This is a genomic window from Flavobacterium ginsengisoli (genome assembly GCF_029625315.1).
Taxonomy (GTDB): Bacteria; Bacteroidota; Bacteroidia; order Flavobacteriales; family Flavobacteriaceae; genus Flavobacterium; species Flavobacterium ginsengisoli.
The window spans coordinates 4,655,035-4,678,672 of sequence record NZ_CP121110.1 but is presented as its reverse complement, the minus strand read 5'-3'; the positions used below and the strand labels follow the sequence as shown (position 1 = coordinate 4,678,672).

The following is a 23,638-nucleotide window of genomic DNA, read 5'->3' as shown; positions in this document are numbered from 1 at the left end:
AGTTTTTATGAAAAAAGTAATTCTTTTATTGATAATTGTTCTTAGTCTTTTCGTTGGAGGCTATTTATTTTATGCCTTTAAAATAAATAGCCTAGAAAAAGAATATCATAAGAATTTATCTCCAAAAGATTTAAATCCAGAATCGTTTATTACTCTCTTTAAAGAAAAATACAATAAAAAGTCTCAACTAAATTTTGTTACATTGCTTGGAGAATTTCCTGAAAACTGGGTAAAACAAAAAGATATCCCATATCTAATTTCTATTATGAATTCTAAAGAAAAATGCTGTGGATATATGAATTTCTTTTCTTCAACTATTTCAAATGAAGATGCTGAAGTTGGAGGTTTTGCAATAATTTTTCTGAACTCTTACATTTCTAAAACAAAAATTAATTTGGGCTTAAACAGCAATCCTAAAACAGATAAGGAATCAATTAACAAAATTGAAGATTGGTATCAGAAATACCAAAATTAAAAATAAATTAATTTTATCATTTCAAAAAAACTAAACATTAGACGCACTGCAGTGCGTCTCTACAATAAACCTTTGCAACTTTGAATCTTTGCAACTCTGAACCTTAAAAAATTTTTTTTCACCTCCGTCCCAACCTTTTTATCTTTTTATCTCTCTTTATAAGAAAGACAACAATTGTGATAAACGAGACTCAAATAGCAAACTGTAAAAAAATGCACCGCGATGCCCAACGCGAAGTGTATGAATACATGGCGCCTAAGTTGTACCGCCTTTGCAAAAGATATTTAAAGAAGGAAGAAGAAATAGAAGAAGCTTTGGCCGATTCTTTCTTTACTATTTTCACCAAACTAGATCAGTTAAAAGAAGCATATGCTTTTGAAGCTTGGGCTAAAAGAATAACTGTAAATCATTGTTTGGCAACTATTAGAAAAGCAACCAACTTCAACATGTATTTAGACGACGTAAAGCTAATTTCTCAGCCTTCTGTCGATGAACTAAATACGTTGGAAGAAGAAGATTTGCTTAATTTATTAAACCACATTCCAGACGGCTGTAAAACGGTTTTTAACCTTTTTGTCATTGAAGGTTATGGACACAAAGAAATAGCCGAAATGCTAAAGATTTCTGAAGGCACCTCAAAATCACAATTGAATGCCGCTAAGACCAAACTGAAAGAACTGGTTAATAAATTGTATTATCAAAAAGCAAAATAGTCATGGACAATCAAGATAAATTATTCGATAAAATAAAAGAAGCTTCGCAAAAAGTCGAGTTTCAAGACTTTCCAGGAATGGAAAAAGTCTGGTCGCGCGTAGAAGAAAAACTGGACAAAAAAGAAGATAAAAAAACAATCGTTTTGTGGAAAAAAATTGCGATTGCGACTTCTCTTCTATTACTTATTTCTTTAGGATATCAATTTTTGCATGCAAATAAAGAAACTGCGGCAGAAACTTCAAAAGTTGTTCTAGAAGAAAAAGAAATAAAACAACCAGAGCACCCCATTTTAGATAAAAAAGTTGCAACTCCATCTTCAGATTCACAAATAATTTCTAATGAAGAAGCAGTTAAAATTTTAGAAAATAAAACTAAAAATAAAGAAAGAGTTGCAATTCAGGAAACAACCATTCATAAAACCGAACCAATTCAATCTATTCCAGCGCCACAAATTGTGGCAGAAAAAGCAATTCCTGAAAAAGTCTTGTTAGAAGAAACATTTGGAGAAGAAGACAATACCTCATCCAAAAAAGAAGTAACTCCAGATATGGGTTATTCAAGTTATCCTGAAAGAGAGTCTTCAAAAGTTGCTTATTCTACCGTACCGCCATCACAAAAAGCTAGAAAAAGCACTCCTTTAGTCGTTCTAAACGGAAATGCAATTGCGCACAGCGACGATGTCAAAAAAGACAAAATGATTCAGAACGAACTTCCGAATTTACAGCCAGAAAATTTAGATTCGCTTGTAGTTCTTGACGAACCTTTGTATATCATTGACGGAATTTATTATTCAGAAAATGATTTATTCGGAAAAAATCCAACGAGTCCGTATGCTCCCTTAGATAAACAAGACATTAAAACCATAACGATTTTACAAGACCTTGAAGCGATGGAAAAATATGGCGAAAAAGGCAAAAAAGGAGTTGTTATAATTACTACTAAAAACGGAAAACCAGCTCCGAAAAAATAAGCAGGTCACCACAGAACTTTGTCAAAGTTTGAAACTTTGACAAAGTTAAATCTCAACATTAATTCTTAAAACTTATAATCATGAAAAGTCTAAAACTTATTTCATCAGCCATTGCTATGCTTATATGTTTCGTAAGTATGGCGCAAGAAAGAACGATTTCTGGAACTGTCACAGATAAATCTAATTTACCGCTTCCTGGAGTTCAGATAACGATCAAAGGAACTAAAAAATATAGTCAAACTGATTATGATGGAAACTACTCTATTCAAGCCAAAAAAGGAGATGCCCTTGTTTTTAGTTACGTAGGAATGGATTCTCAAACTATTTATGTTAAAGATTCTAACATAATTAATGTAGTCCTAAAAGAAAATAATGCTCAACTTCAAGAAGTGGTAGTGGTTGGATATGGTGTCCAAAAAAAATCAATGGTAACTGGTTCAGTCTCGGAACGTAAAGGAAAAAGAACAAAAATTCAAGCTGAAAGTAATTCCCTTTACACTCCAAGCCCAACTATTACTATTCGCGGAAATGAATCTGTTTCTCCAAAAAATGAACCGCTGTATATTATTGACGGAGTTCCTGCAAAAGCCAACCAAATGGCAAAAATAAATCCGAATGATATTGATAATGTTTCGGTTTTAAAAGATCAAGCTGCAACTTCGATTTATGGAAGTAAAGCTTCAAATGGTGTTGTGATTATTTCAACCAAAAACGAAATCTACAAAAACCTAACAGAAAAAGAATTGGATAAAAAGTTGAAAATCCTGCCAATTCCTACTGAACCAACTCAAGAAGATTACGATTCTTTTGTAGAAAATGCTTTCGAAAGTCCGAAAACAGCGCCACTTTCAACTTTCTCTATAGATGTTGATAATGCTTCTTATACCAATATCAGACGATTTTTAAATAACGGACAGCAAGTTCCGAAAGATGCTGTACGTGTTGAAGAAATGGTTAATTTCTTTAAATACACTTATCCGCAACCAAAAAATGAACATCCGTTTTCTATCAATACAGAAGTGAGCGATTCCCCTTGGAATTCAAACAACAAAATATTGAAAATTGGTTTGCAAGGAAAAAATATTCCAACTCAGGATTTACCAGCTTCAAATCTTGTTTTCTTAATTGATGTTTCTGGGTCTATGGAAGACATGAACAAATTGCCATTACTAAAACAATCATTGAAAATTTTGGTTGACGAATTAAGACCAAAAGACAAAGTGGCAATTGTGGTTTACGCTGGCGCAGCAGGAATGGTTTTGCCTCCAACTTCTGGAGACGATAAAAAAACAATTATTAATGCATTAGACAATTTACAAGCCGGAGGAAGTACAGCTGGAGGAGCAGGAATTGAATTGGCTTATAAAATTGTCGCTGAAAATTTTATTAAAAGCGGAAACAACAGAGTAATCTTGGCTACTGATGGAGATTTTAATGTTGGAAGTTCTTCTAATTCTGATATGGAAAAATTAATTGAAGAGAAAAGAAAAACAGGCGTTTTCTTAACTTGTTTGGGTTATGGAATGGGAAATTACAAGGACAGCAAAATGGAAATCTTGGCTGATAAAGGAAACGGAAATTATGCTTATATCGATAACATTCAAGAAGCAAATCGTTTTTTAGGAAAAGAATTTAAAGGCTCTATGTTTGCTATCGCGAAAGATGTAAAAATTCAAATTGAATTTAATCCGAAACAAGTTCAGGCTTATCGTTTGATTGGATATGAAAACAGAAAATTGCGTCCAGAAGATTTTAAGAATGATGCCATTGATGCTGGAGAATTAGGAAGTAATCATACCGTTACGGCTTTGTATGAAATTATTCCGACTGGAGTAAAAAGCGATTATTTAGCCGAACAGCCAGATAACTTAAAATACACTAAAACAGAAACAAATTCTAATAATTACAATGGAGAATTAGCCACTATTAAATTTCGTTACAAAAAACCTGATGGAGAAAAAAGTATCGAAATGGTTCAGGTAATCGAAAACAAATCGGTTGTTTTAGAAAAAGCAAGTGACGATATGAAGTTTAGTTCTGCCGTAGCTTGGTTTGGATTAAAATTGAGAGATTCAAAATTAATTGCTGACAAATCTTCTGATGAAATTGTAAAACTGGCAAAGCAAGGAAATTCAAATGATGAAGAAGGTTATAAAGCCGAGTTTATTCGTCTAGTGGAAACTTCTAAACAGTATAATTAATAAATATTGTATTACATTTGAAATTCAATTTATAAACAATGAAACAACTACTATACGCGTTATTAGCATTTGCAAGTGTAAACTCTTTTTCTCAAACTAAAAATTCAATTGATAAACCCTTCATCGAAGTTTCAGGTCAGGCAGACACATTGGTACTTCCAAATAAAATATGGATCAATGTTTTATTAAGTGAGAAAGATTCCAAAGGGAAAAAATCGGTAGAAGATTTAGAAAAAGACATGTTTTCAAAATTAAAGGAAATTGGAATCAACATCGAAAAAGAAGTTACTATTAATGATATGTCAAGTAATTTTAAAAATTATTTACTAAAGCAAAATGATATTTTTAAATCAAAATCGTATTCTATCATAGTTAAAAATGCAATCGAAACTTCAAATGTCTTTATTGGATTAGAAAAAATTGGGATTTCAAATGTACGCATTGAAAAAATTGAAAATATTGATGAAAAAAATCAAACTTTTAATTAATGGTAAAGCGATATTGAATGCGAAACTAACAGCAGAAAGTTTTACTAAACCTTTAAATCAAAAAGTTGGGAATTCTATACAAATTAGCAATTTTGAAGATATTTCCCAACAATTATATGGCAGAGCTGCTGGTATTGTCGTAAACACTGGTTATGGTGGAAAAAGATACGAAAGTGAAAGTGCACCGAGCGAACCTGTTATAGAATTCGAAAAAATTAAAATATCCAGCTCAGTACAAGTCCGATTTCTCATAGAATAATTTTAATACAATCATAATAAATTAATTACACGCAAAATTCATGAATCCTATTTTAAGCCAAAATTTATTTTTAGTAAAAGAACATATCGGAATGTTCAAAGCCGCAAATAACTACGATATCTATCATCCAGAAAACAATCAAATTATTATGAACTGCCGAGAAAACAATCTTGGTTTTTTCACAAAAATATTCCGCTTTACAGATTATAAAAGAGCAACTCCATTTAATATTGAAATTACAACTGCTTCTGGCGAAAAGCTAATTACGGTAAGAAGAGATATTGCCATCTTTAGATCAACTGTCGAAGTGTTGGATGAAAAAGATCATTTGATTGGAACTTTCAAACAAAAGTTCTTTTCTATTGGAGGAAAGTTTGATATTCTGGATAAAAACGAAAAACCTGTTGCAACGCTTCAAGGAAAATGGACGGGTTGGGATTTTAAATTCTCACATGAAGGCAAACAATTGGCTCAAGTAAATAAAAAATGGGCCGGATTAGGAAAAGAATTTTTTACAACTGCTGATAATTATGCGCTTCAAATTGAAGATTCAGTTCCAGCTGATAGTTCGTTGAGACAATTGATATTAGGAGCTGTAATGTGTATTGACATGGTTCTAAAAGAATAACAAAACTTGTTAAACTTAGATTAAGAATATCTTTTAAAGCATCATTTTAGTTTTCAAAATATTATTTTTGTAAGACTTAAAATGATGCTTTCTGCATTTCTAAAAATACAATCATGACCGACTTAAAAAATAAAAATGCCTTTATTACTGGCGCAGGAAAAGGAATAGGAAAAGCTGTGGCAATTGCTTTGGCAAAAGAAGGTGTAAACCTGATTTTAGTTTCTAGAACTAAAAGTGATATCGATCAACTGGCAGAAGAAACTTCTAAACTGGGCGTAAAAACTTTGGCTTTAGCTGCAGATGTTTCTGATATTAATTCTATAAATGCTGCCGCTGAAAAAGCAATCGCAGAATTTAAAAGTATTGACATCTTAATTAATAGCGCTGGAATTGCTTCTTTTGGGAAGTTCTTAGAATTAGAACCAGAGGCTTGGGAAAGAATTATTCAGGTAAATTTAATGGGAACGTATTATACAACTCGCGCGATTATCCCAAATATGATCGAAAGGCAAACTGGAGACATTATCAATATTTCTTCAACTGCTGGACTAAACGGAAACGCTTTGACAAGTGCTTACAGTGCTTCTAAATTTGCTGTTTTAGGTTTAACTGACTCTTTGATGCAGGAAATGAGAAAACACAATATTCGTGTTACGGCGCTAACGCCAAGTACAGTTGCAACTGACATGGCAAAAGATCTTAATCTTACTGACGGAAACCCAGAAAAAGTAATGCAGTCTGAAGATATGGCAGATTTAATTATTGCTCAACTAAAATTAAATAGAAGAGTATTTATTAAAAACAGCAGTATTTGGTCTACTAATCCTTAAAAATTAAATTCCAATTTTTTGAAATTCCAAATTCCAATCTCAAAGCTATTGGAATTTAGAATTTTAGTATTGGAATTTCAAAAACTAAAAATATGGAACAATATTTAAGACAATTGGTCGAAATAGAATTTCAAGATAAAAAACAAGTTTTCTCTGGTTTTCTAATCGATTATTCTGACGACTGGATTTTACTCAGAAATAATCCTGTAGATTTTGTTTTGGATGGATTTGTTATTCTTAGAAATAAAAACATTGAAGCTGTAAACCGAGATCACGATTTGGCTTTTACTGAGAAAATAATTCGTTTAAAAGGTTTAAAAATAAATTCTGATGATATTATTCCAATCAGGGATTTAGCTTCTATTATCAAATATATTTCTGAGAAATACGGCATTTTTCAAATCGCAAAAAAATCATCTAAATCTGCTTATTTAGGAAAATTAATTAGTCTAAACGACGAAGAATTGACAATAGATTTTTTAGATACACGAGGTCAATTTGGTGGAGAATTAGGTTTTAATCCCGAAAAAATTCGAGTGATCGAATTTGATACAGATTATATTAATTCTTTGAAATTGTTAATTCCTGAAGATCAGAAGAAATAGTTATAAAAAAGCCCTTTTTAATAAAGGGCTTTTCTGTTTTTTGTCCTTTCGACGAAGGAGAAATCTTCACTAGAAGCTAGACAAAAATTGGATTTTCGTTGCGGAGTTACTTGTGGGGATTTCTCCTTCGTCGAAATGACAAACTATATGATAACTTTTGGGATTATCTCAAAAAAAATTAAGCTTCCGCCAATTTATTCAAAAACTCCAAACGTACACTTCCGTCTTCGTCTATTTTAGTTAAATTGATTTCTTGCAAAGTATTTACCAATTCTGGATTCCAAGGTGTTTTTACTTTCACGTAGTTTTCTGTAAATCCGTGAATGTATCCTTCTTTATTCTCACTTTCAAAAAGAACCGTTCTGTTTGTTCCTAACTGGCTTTCGTAGAATGCACGGCGTTTTTTAACCGATAAGCCTCGAAGCATTTTACTGCGTTTTGCTCTAACATTTGAAGGAACAACGCCTTCCATATCTACCGCTTCTGTATTATCTCTTTCTGAGTATGTAAATACGTGTAAATACGAAATATCCAATTCGTTTAAGAAATGATAGGTTTCTAAGAAATGCTCATCTGTTTCTCCAGGAAAACCAACAATTACGTCGACACCAATACAAGCGTGAGGCATTACTTCGCGAATTTTGTTTACACGATCAATATAAACTTCGCGCAAATAACGACGCTTCATTAACTTTAAAATATCATTGCTTCCAGATTGTAATGGGATATGGAAATGCGGTACAAAAGTTCGGCTTTTAGAAACAAATTCGATTGTCTCATTTTTCAACAAGTTTGGTTCGATTGACGAAATTCTCAAACGTTCAATTCCTTCTACTTTGTCTAAAGCTTGAACTAAATCTAGAAAAGTATGTTCGTGTTTTTTGTTTCCGAACTCTCCTTTTCCGTAATCACCAATATTTACACCCGTTAAAACAATTTCACGAATATTTTGCGCCGAAATTTCTTTGGCATTTTTTAGAACATTTTCTAAAGCATCACTTCTAGAAATTCCTCTTGCCAACGGAATTGTGCAATAGGTACATTTATAATCACAGCCGTCTTGAACTTTTAAAAATGCTCTTGTTCGATCTCCAATAGAATAACTTCCTACATAAAAATCGGCTTCAGCAATTTCACATGAGTGAACTTCACCCATATCATTTTTGCTCAAATCATGAATATAGTCTGTGATTTTGAATTTCTCTGTTGCTCCTAAAACCAAATCAACACCATCAACTGCTGCTAATTCTTCGGGTTTTAATTGTGCATAACAGCCAACAGTCGCAACAAAAGCTTTTTCGTTAAGCTTCATTGCCTTCTTCACTACTTGCTTAAACTGCTTATCTGCATTTTCTGTTACAGAGCAAGTATTAATGACATAAATATCTGCTATTTCTTCAAAATCGACGCGGTCAAAACCTTCGTCATTAAAATTTCTGGCAATTGTAGAAGTCTCTGAAAAATTCAGTTTACAACCCAGCGTATAAAAGGCAACTTTTTTTCTATTTTCCATAATCTGCTTAAATTAATGAAATCGTTGTCAAAAAATTTAAGGTCCGCAAATTTACAAACAATATTCATCAAAAGAAAGCGATTAATTCACTTCGAATCAATATTTTGGCGCTAATGTTAATTTAGAGACATTCAAAAGTTAAACTTTTTTATTTTTATTTAAAAAAAATACGAAACTATCATTTTTCAAATTTTAACATTACAATAAGAATAAAACGACAAAACAATCGATTAAAAGCAAATTTTATCGATTAAATACATTTTTTTATTTTTTAAATTCAAAATTTCTTACATTTACATTGTTATGAATACAGTTGGCAATAAATTCATAGTAAAGAATTTTACGGTGCTTTAATTAATTTAATAATAATTCAGGCATAACAATTTTGAATTTTACTCGTTATGTTGTTGTTTTGTGTTACAAAATGAAATGGGAAAGCCGAAAACCAAAGAGAGTAGGCAAAATTAAAATACAAATACCACGCTTTATGAAAGCATTTTTACCCACGATCTGCTTGATGTTCTTAACCTTATTTAGTTCGCAAGCGCAAACTAATGCTCCAGCCGCAAATGCAAATCCATTTCCTACTATTAGTACATTGACGACTTGGGCAAGCTTAAACTCACAACAGCAATTTGATGTTGCTATTCGTGCAGTTGGGTTTAAGTTTGAAGTTAAAGAACCAGGTGAAGGATCTACAGCTTATACCTACATTCGTAAAGTAACTGTTAACGAAGTAAACTATACAGATAGAATTGTATATAGAATTACAAACAATAATTCTGCAAGTATCATTTCTTTAGTAACCGCTTCTACTGATTTAGTTAGTTTATACACACCACAATTAGCAAGCTTTAAAAACAACAACTGTAAAACAGAAATGTCTAAAGACAAAAACACAACTTGCAGCTGTTACGAAAGTGCAAATTTTGCAATTGATCTTTGCGACGAGCGTGTAAAATTAACTATGGGTGACGGAAATAAATACTTTGTTTCTGTAGCTAAAAAATAATATTTTTAAATATTACTTCTTTAATTAATTCCAAATCTTTATTGACTTTTAAGTATGTAAAGATTTGGAATTCGTTTTTTATAGTAAGTTCGGATTTTTAAGTTCGTACCAAACTTCTAGTTCTTCTTCGTAATCGAAAGAATTTACAAAATGAAAGCCCAATTTCTCTAGAATTTTTCTTGAGTTTTCGTTTCCTGCATCTGCGTAAGCATAAAGCACTTCTACTTTCATTTTATTAAAAGCATGATCAATAAAAGCTCTTCCTGCTTCGGTTGCGTAACCTTTACCCCAATGTTTTTCGATAAAACGATATCCTAACTCGTAAAAGTTTTTATGATTATTTATCTCGTCTGTAATAAACTTTATTCCAGACCAGCCAATAAATTCATTTGTTTCTTTTAAAACAACAGCCCAACGTCCTGTTCCTAGATCTTTGTATTGTTTCTGAACAAATTTGATATATTCAATACTTTCATCAATATGTTTTACAGGTCTATTTCCAACAAATAAATTCACATTCGGATTAGAATCCAATTCGAACATTCCTTCAGCATCAGAAAGTTCAAGTTCCCGTAAAATTAGACGTTCCGTTTTAATTGGATTTTTCATTTTAGTTTAGTTTAAAATATAACGTGTTACTACTTCAGCAACACCATCATCATTATTTGAAGCTACAATTACATCGGCTTTATCTCGTAACTCAGGATTAACGTTATCAACCCAAACACCTAAACCAGCATATTCTATCATTGTCAAGTCATTTCCTGCGTTTCCTACAGCTATAATTTCACTTTGATGAATTCCGAGCTGTTCAGCCAAAAGTTTCAAGCTCGCGGCTTTATCAATTCCTTGTTGCGCTGCTTCTAGAAAAAATGGTTTAGACATTGAAACGCTTAAATGTGGCATGGCCTCCATCAAATCTTTTTCTAACGTCTTTAAATACGCTGGATCTTGCAATAAAATACACTTAACTGCCGGTCTGTCTACATAATCTTTAAAGCTTGAAACTTTGTGATGTGCCATTCCTGTGATTTCTTTTTCGACCTCAATAAATTCAGAATCTGTTTCGCTAATGATTTGATCATCTAAATAAGTAATGATATGTGCCTTCTTTTCTACACTATAATCGTATAAAGCATGAATTTGCTCTACAGTTAACTTTTGCTCAAACAAAATAAAATCATCTTTTACACGGCTAATTATTGCTCCGTTAAACGAAATCATATACGAATCGTTTTTATCCAATTCCAACTCTTTTGCATAAGCGGTCATTGCTGTAGTTGGTCTTCCTGAAGCCAAAACCACATAAACGCCCTTTGCCTGAGCTTCTAAAATTACTTTTTTATTTAAATCTGAAATTCTATGATCGTCTGTCAACAAGGTATCATCCATGTCAAGCACTAACATTTTGTATTGCATTTTTTTTATAGTTTGCATTCTCCGTCTCCGTTTTTAATCAATATTGACTGAAAACGGAGACGGAGAATTTTTCTTAAAGACTCATTCTAAATTCTTCTATAACTGGATTTGCTTTTGCGAAATCTGTTTCTTGTATAAATACTTCAACAGCCAAATCTGTCTGTCCAAAACCTCCTAAACGAGCCGATTGAATATTATCTTTTTTTACTGTCTCTACTCCAGCTTCTTCTAATCTTTCTTGCAAAGCAATTGCTAATACTTCGCTTCCCGAAAATACTTTCATTAATCCCATAGCATTCTTTATTTTATTCTAATATTACTTTTAATTGTTTTTGAAAATCTTCATTTTCGTTAACACCTATATGTTCTTGATGTTTTAATGGATAAAAATAAGCATTTGATTTTAAAAGCTTTTTTAACCTTATTGAATTTTCAAAAGGAATTAACTGATCGCTAGTTCCATGAAAAATATAAATTGGACTTTTTACTTGTGGCAGATATTCATTAGTTTCCAAACTAAACTTCTTCATAAAATCAGGAAAAAAAGGAACTCTTGAGCTTGATAATTCTAAAAAGTTATAATACGGAGCCTGAAGAATCAATGCTTTTGCTTTACTTTCTAAAGCCAATTTTGCCGCAAAACCAGAACCTATAGAATAACCTGCAATTATAGTTTTATCTTCAGAATATCTTTTTGAAATACTTTTATATACAATTGATATATCTTCCGTTAATTGTTCTTCATTTTCAATTTCGCCTTCACTTTTTCCGAAACTTCTATAGTCTAAAATAAAAATATCATAACCTAATGATGTGTATATTTTTGCAATTTTACCCCAAGTTTCAAGTGTTCCAGCATTCCCATGAAGGTAAAAAACAAGACCTTTTGACTGTTTTGCCTTAAATAATAATCCGTTCAAAATTGTTCCGTCAAACGATTTTATATTTATTTCTTCGAATTTCTGCTGATAATCAAACTTATAATCTTTAGGCAATCGAGAAGCGTGAAAAACTAACCCTACCTGATTAAAATACACATAAGAAATCGCTAAAACATAAAGAACGAGAAAAAAGCACAAAAGTACAATTGACAAGAATTTAAGTGTTTTAAAAATTTCCATTGATTGATTTCTGATTAAATTTAAGTAAAAGTGGCAGTTTACAATATTGTTACTGTAAACTGCCACTGCAAACTGTCACTATATATTACTCTTCTTCAATATCGTCGTCCTCTTCATCAAGTTCTTCTCCGTCTTCATCCATGTCAAATAAATAAGGTTCTACCATGATTTTATCTGCCAAAATTTCGATACGTTCGGTCAAAGCTTCAGAAAAGATAATTCGCCGCACTTTAGCAATACTGTTTGAAATACGTGTGATTTTTGGATCGTGACGCAGTTTCAAAATCGGATCTGCATCATCCACAATAAACATTTTTAAGCGATTTACATTGTACCCCGCTGTACTAAACATATCGTTTAATTTAGTCGGTGTTCCAATTAAAACATCGACTCCTGTAGAAACGTAGTTTTTATCGTAATCCATGTCGCCTTTTTCATTTACACCATAAATTTCCAAATCGGTGTATTTCCCATATTTATTAAAAAGCTCAACCATTTCCAGAACCTTTGCTTTGTCTTCAACAAAAATGAGAGCTCGAGGAGATTCTTCTGTTTGTCCAGCCAATTGCTGAATTACATTTAAAACAATTGTAGTCGTTTTTCCACTTCCCTTTGGAGAAATAATAACACAGTCAGCGCCACTTTTTATGGTAGAAAAAGTTTCCAACTGCAAAGCGTTGGCTTCTGTCAGACCATTTTCAATTAAAGCGTCTTGTAATTTCTCGTTTATTTTTTTTAGTTTCATTTTTTTTAAGCTTTAGGCTTTAGGCAATAAGCTATAGGCCAAATTTATTGTGTCTTTTTTTTGCTTAAAGCCTAGAGCTTATAGCTTATTTCGCGAAGTACCTATTTGCTTGCAAACATTTTCACATCTGATTCTGAGATTTCGCTTCCTCCCAAAATGATCAATCTTTCTACTACATTTCGAAGCTCACGAATATTTCCTGTCCAGTCGTATTCTTGTAATAATTTAATGGCTTGCGCCGAAAACGACTTAACAGCATTTCCTTGTTCAGAAGCTATTTTTTCTGTAAAATGCGAAATCAAAGCAGGAATATCATCGCGTCTTTCATTCAATGGCGGAACTTTAATTAAAATTACAGCCAAACGATGGTATAAATCTTCACGGAAACGGCCTTCTGCAATTTCTGTTTTCAAATCTTTATTCGTTGCTCGCTACAACACGGACATCAACTTTTATGTCTTTATCAGCTCCAACTCTCGTAATCATATTTTCTTGAAGCGCACGTAAAACTTTCGCTTGCGCAGAAAGGCTCATGTCTCCAATTTCATCCAAGAAAATAGTTCCCTTGTCTGCTGCTTCAAACTTTCCAGCACGATCTTTCACTGCCGATGTAAAAGCACCTTTTACATGTCCGAACAATTCACTTTCGATCAATTCACTTGGAATTGCGAGCACAGTTTACTTCAATTAAAGGAAAAGTAGAACGTTCGCTTTTTTCATGCAATTGATGTGCTACTAATTCTTTTCCTGTTCCGTTTGGTCCCGTAATCAAAACTCTGGCTTCTGTTGGAGCAACTTTATCAATCATCACTTTTATATGATTAATTGATTCGCTGTCACCAATCATTTCGTAATTTTTGCTAACTTTTTTCTTTAAAATTTTATTTTCAACAACTAATTGTTTTTTATCTAAAGCATTACGAACAGTATTTAACAAACGATTCAAATCTGGCGGTTTCGAAATATAATCAAAAGCTCCCAAACGCATCGTTTGAATAGCAGTTTCCATATCGCCGTGACCAGAGATCATTACCATCGGAATTTCTGGCTTTATTTTTTTAGCTTCTTCCAAAACCTCAACACCGTCCATTTTTGGCATTTTGATATCACACAAAACCAAATCATAGTCGTTGTTTTTTATTTTTTCAAGTCCCACAACTCCATCTTCAGCTTCATCAACTTGATATGAATCATTTTCTTCTGATAAAATTTTCACCAAAACTCTTCTGATCGTTGCTTCGTCTTCGACAATTAGTATTTTACTCATTTCTTTTTGAGGTTCTAAGGTTCTAAGATGCTAAGGTACTGAGGTTTTTCTGCAAGAAGCTAAAAAAAAACTTAGCATCTTAGAACCTTAGTATCTTAGCAACTTTAAAAGTTAATATTTTAGCCACTTATACAATTCTTTCCAAGTGGTTTTTTTGCCATACATTAAAATACCTACTCGGTAAATTTTAGCGACAAACCAAACCACAAGGAAAAATGTAGCAAACAATAATGATACCGAAATTGCAATTTGCCACCACGGCACACCAAACGGAATGCGCATTAACATTACAATTGGTGAAGTTAGCGGAATCATTGAAAAGATAACCGCAACACTTCCGTGAGGATCGTTTACTACTGTAAAAAATCCTATGTAAACGCTCAAAATCAGAGGCATTAAAATTGGAAGCAGAAATTGCTGAGAATCGGTCTGATTGTCAACTGCGGCTCCAATTGCTCGCATAAAACGAACTGTACAGAAAATATCCTCCAATAAAATAAATTACAAATCCGATTAAAATACTTGCAATTGGCAAATTCCATAATTCGGCAATGTACATTTGTGCAGATCCCGAAAACTCATGTTGTGCGGTTTGCATCATTTCTGGAGAAATTCTCGCAGCTGGCCCTACATTTACTCCAAAAAATGCCGAGGCCGCAAACATTAATCCTAAACCAATTATGGCCCAAATTATAAATTGCAGAATACCTGCTAATGAAGTTCCGACAATTTTTCCAATCATCAATTGAAATGGTTTTACTGACGAAATAATGATTTCAATAATTCGGTTTGTTTTTTCTTCGATTACGCTTCGCATTACCATATTTCCGTAAATGATAATAAACATCATGATCAGGTAACCAAATGCACCGCCAATTCCTATTTTAATTTCGTTTAAACCTTTTAAACTTTCTTCTCCCGAAGCTTTAACCAAATGAATATTTACATCTGATTGCGCTTTCTGAATAGCCAAAGTGTCTAATTTTGCTTCTTCCAGATTTAGTTTTGTGATTTTATTTCCGATAATATCCTGCGTATTTTCGATAAAAGAAATACTTGGACTATTGTTAGAAATAAACTCGACTTTACTTTCTAAATCTTTATTATTTTTTGTTTTCGGAATGACAATTAATCCATTGAAATTTTCTTTGGTAATGCTGTCTTTTAAAGCTTTAACATCAACTTCAGATAAATTCAAATATTTAAATTCGGCTCCTTTTTTATTTTCTTTTAAAAAATCTGAAATAAAAATACCAGTTTCGTCATGAATTGCGATACGTTTTGTTTCTGCTTTCATTGAACTCAAATAGCCAATAAAAACAGCAATAGCCACAAACAAAAGCGGACTCAAAAAAGTCATGACAACAAAAGATTTATTGCGGACTTTGGCAATAAATTCTCTTTTTATAATCAACGAGATAATACTCATAAATAATTAATTTTCAAATTTTAAATCCCAAATTCCAACTTTTAAAAGCCTAGAATTTAGAATTTCTATATTGGAATTTTTAAATTTTGTTTTCAGTTACTGTCTGAATAAAAATATCATTTACACTTGGAATTTTCTCAACGAAATGTGTTACTTGTCCTCGTTGCGTCAGTACATGTAATAATTCGTTTGGTGAAGCATTTCCTATCTGAATGTTTAATTTTAAATCATCATTTAAAGATTTAAAACTAGCAGGCGAAACTGTAAATTTCTGTGTAATATCATACATCAAACCTTCAACATTATTAGTCAAGATTCCAACTTCAAAACTATTGGTTCTAAATTGGCGTTTTACGTCTGCCACTTTACCTTCAATCAATTTGTTTGATTTATGAATTAAAGCTATATGTTCGCACATTTCTTCAACACTTTCCATTCTGTGAGTAGAGAAAATAATTGTAGAGCCTTGTTCTTTCAAAGCTAGAATTTCATCCTTAATAATATTTGCGTTAACGGGATCAAATCCTGAGAAAGGTTCATCTAAAATCAGCAATTTTGGTTTATGTAAAACACAAACAACAAACTGGATTTTCTGTGCCATACCTTTAGAAAGCTCTTGGATTTTTTTATTCCACCAACCTTGAATCCCTAAACGATCAAACCAATAATCCAATTGCTTTTTAGCTTCGGCTTTAGAAAGGCCCTTCATTTGTGCCAAATACAAACATTGCTCGCCCACTTTCATCGAGCTATAAAGACCTCTTTCTTCTGGAAGATATCCTATAGTTTGTACGTGTTTTTGTTGCAATCTTTCTCCATCCAAAATTACTTCGCCACTATCTGGCAATGTAATTTGGTTTATGATTCTGATAAGGGAAGTTTTTCCGGCTCCATTCGGACCTAAAAGTCCATATATACTGCCTTTTGGCACATTTAATGAAACTTCGTTAAGTGCTACATAATCGCCGTATTTTTTTACGACCTTATGTACTTCAAGTAAGTTACTCATGCTATTTTTAAGGATTTACTGCGTCACTTTACCAATTAAGGCTCAGCGACTGTAAAAGTAAATAATTCGAAGCAAAATTGTGTTATATTACACAAAAAACCCATTCTAATTTATACTAGAATGGGTTTTTATTTTATTATAACCTTTTAAAAAAGTTTAGATTATGAGAACATATCTTTTACTTTTTCAAAGAATGATTTCTCTGATTTCTCTGGACTTGGAACAAAGTGCTCGTCGTTTAAAGCATTTTCAAAGAATTGTTTTTGCTCTTTATTTAATGTTTTTGGAGTCCAAACGTTTACGTGAACCAATAAATCACCGCTTCCGTAACCATTTAAACTTGGAATTCCTTTTCCTTTTAATCTTAAGATTTTTCCAGATTGAATTCCTTCTTCCAATTTAATACGAACTTTTCCGTTTATAGCTTCAATATCTTTAGAAGATCCTAAAACTGCTTCAGGGAAACTGATATATAAATCAAAGTGAACGTTTTCACCTTCACGTTTCAAGAATTCGTGTTCAATTTCTTCAATCGCTACAATTAAATCTCCTGGAATACTGTTTCCTGGCGCATCGTTACCTTTGTTAGCAACTTTTAACTGCATTCCGTCAACAACTCCTGCAGGAATTTTGATTGATACTGTTTCGTCTTCTTGCACCATTCCTTGAGCATCTGCCTCAGAAGGTTTTTTATCTAAAATCTGACCAGAACCACCACAAGTAGGACAAGTAGACGCAGATTGCATTCTTCCTAAAATGGTATTGGTTACACGCATAACTTGTCCTTGACCATTACAAGTCGTACAAGTTTTATACGTTACGCCTTTTGCCTGAACTTTACGTTTTACTTTTACTTTTTTCTCTACTCCATTTGCAATTTCTTCTAAAGTCAATTTTACTTTAATTCGAAGATTGCTTCCTTTCGCACGACGAGGACCTCCGCCTCCGCCTCCGAAACCACCAAATCCACCACCAAAAATATCACCAAACTGGCTGAAAATGTCATCCATATTCATACCACCGTGACCACCGCCAAATCCGCCAGAACCATCAAATGCTTGATGACCATACTGATCGTATTTCGCTTTTTTCTGCGGATCACTTAAAACTTCATAAGCTTCTGTTGCCAATTTGAAGTTTTCTTCTGCCTCTTTGTCGCCTGGGTTTTTATCAGGATGGTATTTTAAAGCACTTTTTCTGTATGCTTTTTTAATTTCGGCAGCGTCAGCATTTTTTGAAATGCCTAGTATTTCGTAAAAATCTTTTTTCATAATTAGATTAAGTTCCAAATCTTAAAAATTCCAAAATCCAAAAATGCATTTGAAATTCTTATTGCATTTTTTAGTTTCCTACAACAACTTTAGGGTAACGAATAATTTTGTCTCCTAATTTGTATCCTTTTTCAATAACATCAACAATTTTTCCTTTTAGTTTGTCAGACGGTGCTGGAATTTGAGTAATTGCTTCAGCAACATCAGCATTGAAAGCATCTCCTGCCTGAATTTCAACTTGCTCTAAACCTTTAGAAACTAAAGTGCTTTTCAATTTTTCGTGAATCAACTCAACACCTTTTTTCAAATTCTCATCTTCAGACTTGTTGATCTCTACTGTCGCTCTGTCAAAATCATCTAAAACTGGAAGCATCGCCAATAAAACTTCTTGGTTTGCTGTTTTAAATAAATCAAGACGCTCTTTTGAAGTTCTTTTTTTATAATTTTCAAATTCGGCGAATAATCTCAAAAACTTATCTTTTTCTTTAGCTAAGTCTTGAGCTAGTTGCTCCTCAACACTTAATTCTTCAACAATTAATTGCTCTCCATTAGCGTTAGTCTCTATCGTTGCATCATCTAATTCCTGATCGAATTCTGTATTTTCCGTAGTCATATCACTTTTATTTTTAAAAATATTCTTAAACTTCATTTTTTATTTCTTTCTGTTGGATTGCAAAAGTACTGCCAAATCTTATAAAATGTCAAATTGTCACTTTATTAATTATGAGCCACTTAAAAAACGCATTTGCCCAGAAAAAATTTATTATAATTTTAAGACTATTACGTTTTAGTTTATCTTATCTTTGAGACCAATAACATAAATTATTACCACCAAAAATTGAATTTAAGGGTTGGCTTCGGCCTCTAAAATAATTATTAATTCAAGTTTACCTTATATTAAAAAAAGCTTCGCCTATAGAGACGAAGCTTTTTTTATGTTTGAGCTTTACATGACAAAGTTGTCATTTCTTATTTTTGCACGGGCGGAGGGATTCGAACCCCCATCAACGGTTTTGGAGACCGCTATTCTACCCTTGAACTACGCCCGTAACTTGAGGTCGCAAATTAAAAGCTTTTTTTCTTTACTGGCAATTATTTCAGACAGAGATTTTAAAAGAAAGTCCTTTAGACTCAAGGAATATCAAGCAAAAACTTTTGTTTCAGACAGTTAACTCTGCAAAATATTTTTCAATATTTTACGTAGATTTAAAAAGATTTAGGCAGATTAGAGTAGATTTCATCCATATAAAATTCAAACTAAATCTGCTCTAATCTGCGTGAACCAAAATCTTTTAAATCTGATTCTTAGATTAATGCATTTTTCAAACCTTCGTAATCTACAGAAACCTGTTCTCCTGTCACTAAATTTTTAAGCGTATATGAATTTGAATTAATTTCCTGATCTCCAACCAGTACGGCAAACGGAATTAAACGTTTATCTGCATATTGAAATTGTTTTCCAACTTTTACACTGTCAGGATATAATTCTACTTTTATATTTTCCTGTCTTAATTTCTGAATCGCTTTTGAAGCATACAAAGCTTCTTTATCTCCAAAATTCAAGAATATCGCTTTTGACGTTGCTTGCAACAGTTTCTGGAAATAATTGTAATTCTTCTAAAACTAAATAAATTCTATCCAAACCAAAAGAGATTCCGACACCACTCATATTTTTCAAACCAAAAATACCAGTCAGATCGTCGTATCTTCCTCCGCCGCCAATAGAACCCATGGCAACTGTTTTTGGAGCTGCAACTTCAAAAATAGCTCCCGTATAATAATTTAAACCACGAGCTAATGTCACATCCAAATCCAAAATAGCAGTTGAAAGACCTAAAACGGCAACATTGTCACAAATAAACTTCAATTCTTCAACTCCTTTCATTCCCTCTTCAGAAGAAGACAATAAGTCTGAAAGCTGTGCAATTTTGTCTACAAAACTTCCTGTGAAACTAAAAAGTGGCTGTACTTTAACTAAAGCATCTTCAGAAATTCCTTTTTCGATCATCTCTTTTTTAACGCCGTCTTCACCAATTTTATCCAATTTATCAAGCGCGACTGTAAAATCAATTAATTTATCAGAAGCACCGATAACCTCAGCAATTCCAGATAAAATTTTTCTGTTATTGATTTTAATTGTAACACCTTCTAAACCTAAAGAAGTAAAAACAGTATCGTACAATTGAACCAATTCTACTTCCTGCCAAAGTGATTTTGAACCTACAACATCAGCATCACATTGAAAGAATTCTCTAAAACGTCCCTTTTGCGGATTATCAGCTCTCCAAACTGGTTGAATTTGGTATCTTTTAAACGGAAATTCAATTTCGCTTTGGTGTTGCACCACGTATCTTGCAAACGGAACTGTCAAATCGTAACGCAACGCTTTCTCAGAAATTTTTCCTGTGAATTTATTTAATTCGATTCTTTGCTCTAAAGTTATTTTTTCAGCAGAATTCAATTGCAATTCTTCAATTGATTCTGGCAATTCAATTTTACTTTTATTATAGAAAAAGTTACCTGAATTTAAAATTTTAAAAATCAGACGGTCTCCTTCTTCTCCATATTTCCCCATTAAGGTATCTGAATTTTCAAACGAAGGCGTTTCGATTGGCTGAAAACCAAATTTCTCGAAATTAGCTTTTATCGTTTGAATAATATATTGACGTTTTGACACCTCAGCTGGTGAAAAATCTCTTGTCCCTTTTGGTATGCTTGGTTTTGAAGCCATCTTCTTTTTATTTTAGATTGTTGATTTTAGATTTTAGATTGTTCCAATCTTTATCTAAAAATCTTATAATATTACTTTATTCCCAGATTTTTTTTTAAGACTGTTGGTTCTTTAGACTTTCGGCTTTATGATTTTCCAACTTACAACTTAATTTAAGTCTGCAAATATCTTACTTTTTAAAATAAATAATAACACTTGGAAAACAAACTTGTAACAAAAAACGTATTTTCGTGACAAATTGGTCATGATGCTAAAATTATTTAAAGAAAATATCCGAATTGCTTTTGGTTCTATCAAAACACAAATTCTGCGTACTATTCTTACCGTTTTAATTATCGCAATAGGTATTACGGCTTTGGTTGGCATCTTGACTGTTGTTTCTGCTTTAGAAAATACTATTTCTAGCGATTTTGCTTCGATGGGAGCTAATACTTTTAACATTAACCAATACGAGAATAAAGTTCGAAACCGTGGCGGGAGAGAACGCGAAGTCATCAATCCAATTATTTCGTATCCAGAAGCTGTTGCCTTCAAAAACAAATACAAATATCCGTTTACCGAAACCTCTCTCTCTTTTACCGCAACTACAACTGCTGAAGTAAAATATTTAAGCGAAAAAACAGATCCAGAAATTACAATTGTTGGAGTTGATGAACATTTTATTACCAATTCTGGACTGGAAACCAGTTTGGGAAGAAGTTTTAATCAATTTGACATTGAGAACAACACTTATTCTTGCATTGTGGGTTCTGATTTTGAAAAAGGACTTTTAAAAGATATAAATCCAATTGATAAAATCATTTCTATTCGAGGCGCAAGATTTAAAGTAATTGGCGTTCTTAAAGAAAAAGGATCTACGTTTGGAAACAGTCAGGATTTAAGAGTATTAATTCCTATTCAAGTTGCAAGATCTTTATTTACAGCTCCAAATATCAATTACACCATTAGTGTGATGGTTTCAAAAAAAGAAGTTTTAGATGAAGCCATAGATAATGCTACAAGTACAATGCGAAGAGTTCGCAAGTTAAGTCCTGTACGCGACAACAATTTTGGCATAGTACGCAGCGATGACTTAATTAACCGAATTCTGAGCATCACACAATATTTAGGATTGGCAGACTTGGACTATTTCTATTATCACTATTTTAGGGTCTTCAATAGCTTTAATGAATATTATGATTGTTTCGGTTACAGAACGTACTCGAGAAATTGGTGTTCGCAAAGCTTTGGGAGCCAAAAGATCTACTGTTGCTTTTCAGTTTTTTATAGAAACTTTATTAATTGGTCAAATTGGAGGTTTGGTTGGAATTGTTTTAGGAATTCTACTTGGCTTTGCTATAGCAACCGCAATGAGTTTTTCTTTCGTAATTCCGTGGATGGCGATTTTTGTAGCTTTTGCAACTAGTTTTATGGTGGCAATAGTTTCTGGCTTATATCCAGCTATTAAAGCATCAAAACTAGACCCTATTGAAGCGTTGCGTTACGAATAGTTGTAGTCGCAGGTTTCAATCTAATAATCGTTTTTACTTTTTAAACGACTCTTCTTTATATTTTCTAATATAATTGGAAAATCATTCTTGCGACACACTCCTAACTGAAGACAACCAATTGGAGCCTTTGGGTGATACTCATTTTCTTCATAAAGTTTATGTAGTATTTCAGGTATTTGACTCTCAAATCTTACAGCTAAAATATGATTATTTCCTATCGAAGTGTTTTCTGCTGGAATCCATCCATTCACCAAAGAATGAATAAGTTTAAATTCCTGATAAACAAATTCGTCTGGATTCCGAAAATCAAAAATACATCCTAAATCTGTACTTATAGGCCAAGCAGCAGACGATCGAAATGTTCCTAACAGAATTTCATTTTCAGCTTTAGACCAATTCATAAAATCATTATAGAAATTTGTTTTTAATCGATTTTCAAAACGTTTTTCAACAACATCTTTAACAGATTTAATTCCGTCTAACGAAAAATAACCATCAATTACAATATAGTTTTCTTTGGGGTTAGTTCGATATTCCATAAGATACTAACTGAATTATCAAATTATAAGTCTTTCAAAACCTTACCCGAAATCATACGATCATTGTCATAAATATCTTTTCGAAGCTCAACGTTTTCAAAACTCATATTTTCTAGTAATTCAATCATTTCTTTTCCAAGATATTGATTGATCTCAAAATATAATTTCCCTTTTTTCTGAAGTCCGTTTTGTGCCAAAGAAGCGATTTTTCTATAAAAAATAAGCGGATCATTATCTTCTACAAAAAGTGCTAAATGTGGTTCATAATCCAGTACATTCTTTTTGATTTCTACTTTTTCCAGATTTCGAACATAAGGCGGATTTGAAACAATAATATCAAACTGATTAGAAAATTCTTCTGCTTCTAAAATATTCAGCAACATAAAAGTAACATCTACATTATTTGCCACAGCATTTCTTTTGGCAGTTTCTATAGCTTTTTTAGAAACATCAATTCCAAAAACCTCTGCGTTGGGAAGATTTTTTGCTAACGAAATCGCAATACAGCCCGTTCCCGTTCCAATATCTAGAATTCTTATCTTTTTATTTTTATCTCGACTTGTATTTTCGTTAATAATCCATTCGACCAATTCTTCAGTTTCAGGTCTCGGAATCAAAACATTTTCATTCACTTCAAAATCTAAACCGTAAAAATTTGTTTTACCAAGCAAATACTGAATTGGCACTTCTTTTTTAAGTTGTTTTAGAAGTTCATCCCACACTACAAAATCATTCTCATCAAAAGCCAATTCATGATTTAAAGCTAAATCAATCTGACGAAGCTGGTGTTTATTTTCCAGAATTAAATAAAAAAAACTCTCCGCTTCGTACGCATCGTAAAAAGGAGCTAATTCTTTAATAAACTGAGTACGATATTGTTTAATTTTCATTTTATTTTTTTGAATATTTTATTCAGCCAAAG

At 32.4% G+C, this 23,638-nt stretch carries 21 protein-coding genes, 1 tRNA gene and 4 pseudogenes; 11 read left to right on the top strand and 15 right to left on the bottom strand.

Features of this window, described 5'->3' with window-relative positions; all coding sequences use genetic code 11:
- The first annotated feature begins 7 nt into the window (after positions 1–7).
- The 9 genes from P5P87_RS22250 to P5P87_RS22210 all read left to right on the top strand — a co-directional run bounded on the left by P5P87_RS22250 (position 8) and on the right by P5P87_RS22210 (position 7,170).
- On the top strand, positions 8–475 hold the full coding sequence (locus P5P87_RS22250; RefSeq protein WP_278020641.1) for a hypothetical protein: 468 nt from the start codon (positions 8–10) through the stop codon (positions 473–475).
- 212 nt (positions 476–687) lie between these two features.
- On the top strand, positions 688–1,188 hold the full coding sequence (locus P5P87_RS22245; RefSeq protein ID WP_198858308.1) for an RNA polymerase sigma factor: 501 nt from the start codon (positions 688–690) through the stop codon (positions 1,186–1,188).
- A gap of 2 nt (positions 1,189–1,190) precedes the next feature.
- On the top strand, positions 1,191–2,159 hold the full coding sequence (locus P5P87_RS22240) for a hypothetical protein (protein ID WP_278020640.1): 969 nt from the start codon (positions 1,191–1,193) through the stop codon (positions 2,157–2,159).
- A gap of 80 nt (positions 2,160–2,239) precedes the next feature.
- Positions 2,240–4,360, top strand: coding sequence for a vWA domain-containing protein (locus tag P5P87_RS22235; RefSeq protein WP_278020639.1), 2,121 nt, complete (start codon positions 2,240–2,242; stop codon positions 4,358–4,360).
- 38 nt (positions 4,361–4,398) lie between these two features.
- On the top strand, positions 4,399–4,848 hold the full coding sequence (locus P5P87_RS22230) for a hypothetical protein (RefSeq protein WP_278020638.1): 450 nt from the start codon (positions 4,399–4,401) through the stop codon (positions 4,846–4,848).
- Positions 4,823–5,107, top strand: a complete 285-nt coding sequence (locus tag P5P87_RS22225; RefSeq protein WP_278020637.1) for an SIMPL domain-containing protein — start codon at positions 4,823–4,825, stop codon at positions 5,105–5,107. The genes P5P87_RS22230 and P5P87_RS22225 overlap by 26 nt, the downstream gene beginning before the upstream one ends.
- A 40-nt stretch (positions 5,108–5,147) precedes the next feature.
- Positions 5,148–5,735, top strand: a complete 588-nt coding sequence (locus P5P87_RS22220; RefSeq protein ID WP_198858304.1) for an LURP-one-related family protein — start codon at positions 5,148–5,150, stop codon at positions 5,733–5,735.
- A gap of 113 nt (positions 5,736–5,848) precedes the next feature.
- Positions 5,849–6,565, top strand: coding sequence for a 3-ketoacyl-ACP reductase (locus P5P87_RS22215; protein ID WP_278020636.1), 717 nt, complete (start codon positions 5,849–5,851; stop codon positions 6,563–6,565).
- Positions 6,566–6,657: 92 nt separating this feature from the next.
- Positions 6,658–7,170: a hypothetical protein gene (locus P5P87_RS22210; protein WP_278020635.1), complete on the top strand. Its 513-nt coding sequence runs from the start codon at positions 6,658–6,660 to the stop codon at positions 7,168–7,170.
- Between the two features lie 178 nt (positions 7,171–7,348).
- Here P5P87_RS22210 and mtaB read toward each other — a convergent pair whose 3' ends face one another.
- The gene (mtaB, locus tag P5P87_RS22205; RefSeq protein WP_278020634.1) at positions 7,349–8,683 is read right to left on the bottom strand and encodes a tRNA (N(6)-L-threonylcarbamoyladenosine(37)-C(2))-methylthiotransferase MtaB; all 1,335 of its coding nucleotides are present in this window, start codon (positions 8,681–8,683) and stop codon (positions 7,349–7,351) included.
- Positions 8,684–9,170: 487 nt separating this feature from the next.
- Between mtaB and P5P87_RS22200 the strand changes: the two genes are divergently transcribed.
- Positions 9,171–9,695, top strand: a complete 525-nt coding sequence (locus P5P87_RS22200) for a hypothetical protein (protein ID WP_198858300.1) — start codon at positions 9,171–9,173, stop codon at positions 9,693–9,695.
- A gap of 78 nt (positions 9,696–9,773) precedes the next feature.
- Here P5P87_RS22200 and P5P87_RS22195 read toward each other — a convergent pair whose 3' ends face one another.
- The 12 genes and pseudogenes from P5P87_RS22195 to hisS form a co-directional block, all read right to left on the bottom strand.
- Positions 9,774–10,304, bottom strand: a complete 531-nt coding sequence (locus P5P87_RS22195) for a GNAT family N-acetyltransferase (protein WP_278020633.1) — start codon at positions 10,302–10,304, stop codon at positions 9,774–9,776.
- 6 nt (positions 10,305–10,310) lie between these two features.
- The gene (locus P5P87_RS22190) at positions 10,311–11,132 is read right to left on the bottom strand and encodes a Cof-type HAD-IIB family hydrolase (protein WP_233074208.1); all 822 of its coding nucleotides are present in this window, start codon (positions 11,130–11,132) and stop codon (positions 10,311–10,313) included.
- 55 nt (positions 11,133–11,187) lie between these two features.
- A complete protein-coding gene (locus P5P87_RS22185) occupies positions 11,188–11,406 on the bottom strand; it encodes a putative signal transducing protein (RefSeq protein WP_091133675.1) in 219 nt (72 codons plus the stop codon).
- Between the two features lie 13 nt (positions 11,407–11,419).
- Positions 11,420–12,235: an alpha/beta hydrolase gene (locus P5P87_RS22180; protein WP_278020632.1), complete on the bottom strand. Its 816-nt coding sequence runs from the start codon at positions 12,233–12,235 to the stop codon at positions 11,420–11,422.
- An 85-nt stretch (positions 12,236–12,320) separates the two neighbouring features.
- Positions 12,321–12,980, bottom strand: coding sequence for a DEAD/DEAH box helicase (locus tag P5P87_RS22175; protein WP_278020631.1), 660 nt, complete (start codon positions 12,978–12,980; stop codon positions 12,321–12,323).
- Positions 12,981–13,081: 101 nt separating this feature from the next.
- Positions 13,082–14,247 (bottom strand): annotated as a pseudogene (locus tag P5P87_RS22170) (sigma-54-dependent transcriptional regulator).
- A 111-nt stretch (positions 14,248–14,358) separates the two neighbouring features.
- Positions 14,359–15,676: pseudogene (locus P5P87_RS22165) on the bottom strand (ABC transporter permease).
- 79 nt (positions 15,677–15,755) lie between these two features.
- Positions 15,756–16,685 carry an ABC transporter ATP-binding protein gene (locus P5P87_RS22160; protein ID WP_198858294.1) on the bottom strand — a complete coding sequence of 310 codons (930 nt, stop codon included), beginning with the start codon at positions 16,683–16,685 and terminating at the stop codon, positions 15,756–15,758.
- A 161-nt stretch (positions 16,686–16,846) separates the two neighbouring features.
- A complete protein-coding gene (gene dnaJ / locus P5P87_RS22155; protein ID WP_278020630.1) occupies positions 16,847–17,956 on the bottom strand; it encodes a molecular chaperone DnaJ in 1,110 nt (369 codons plus the stop codon).
- Positions 17,957–18,026: 70 nt separating this feature from the next.
- On the bottom strand, positions 18,027–18,605 hold the full coding sequence (locus P5P87_RS22150) for a nucleotide exchange factor GrpE (RefSeq protein ID WP_198858292.1): 579 nt from the start codon (positions 18,603–18,605) through the stop codon (positions 18,027–18,029).
- A 329-nt stretch (positions 18,606–18,934) separates the two neighbouring features.
- A tRNA-Trp gene (locus P5P87_RS22145) sits at positions 18,935–19,005 on the bottom strand.
- A 256-nt stretch (positions 19,006–19,261) separates the two neighbouring features.
- Positions 19,262–20,687 (bottom strand): annotated as a pseudogene (hisS, locus tag P5P87_RS22140) (histidine--tRNA ligase).
- A gap of 244 nt (positions 20,688–20,931) precedes the next feature.
- Here hisS and P5P87_RS22135 point away from each other — a divergent pair.
- Positions 20,932–22,177 (top strand): annotated as a pseudogene (locus P5P87_RS22135) (ABC transporter permease).
- Positions 22,178–22,197: 20 nt separating this feature from the next.
- Here P5P87_RS22135 and P5P87_RS22130 read toward each other — a convergent pair.
- Both P5P87_RS22130 and prmC read right to left on the bottom strand, forming a co-directional pair.
- A complete protein-coding gene (locus P5P87_RS22130; RefSeq protein ID WP_278020629.1) occupies positions 22,198–22,716 on the bottom strand; it encodes a hypothetical protein in 519 nt (172 codons plus the stop codon).
- Between the two features lie 23 nt (positions 22,717–22,739).
- Entirely contained in the window at positions 22,740–23,606 is an 867-nt protein-coding gene (prmC, locus tag P5P87_RS22125) for a peptide chain release factor N(5)-glutamine methyltransferase (protein ID WP_278020628.1), read from the bottom strand.
- Positions 23,607–23,638 lie beyond the last annotated feature (32 nt).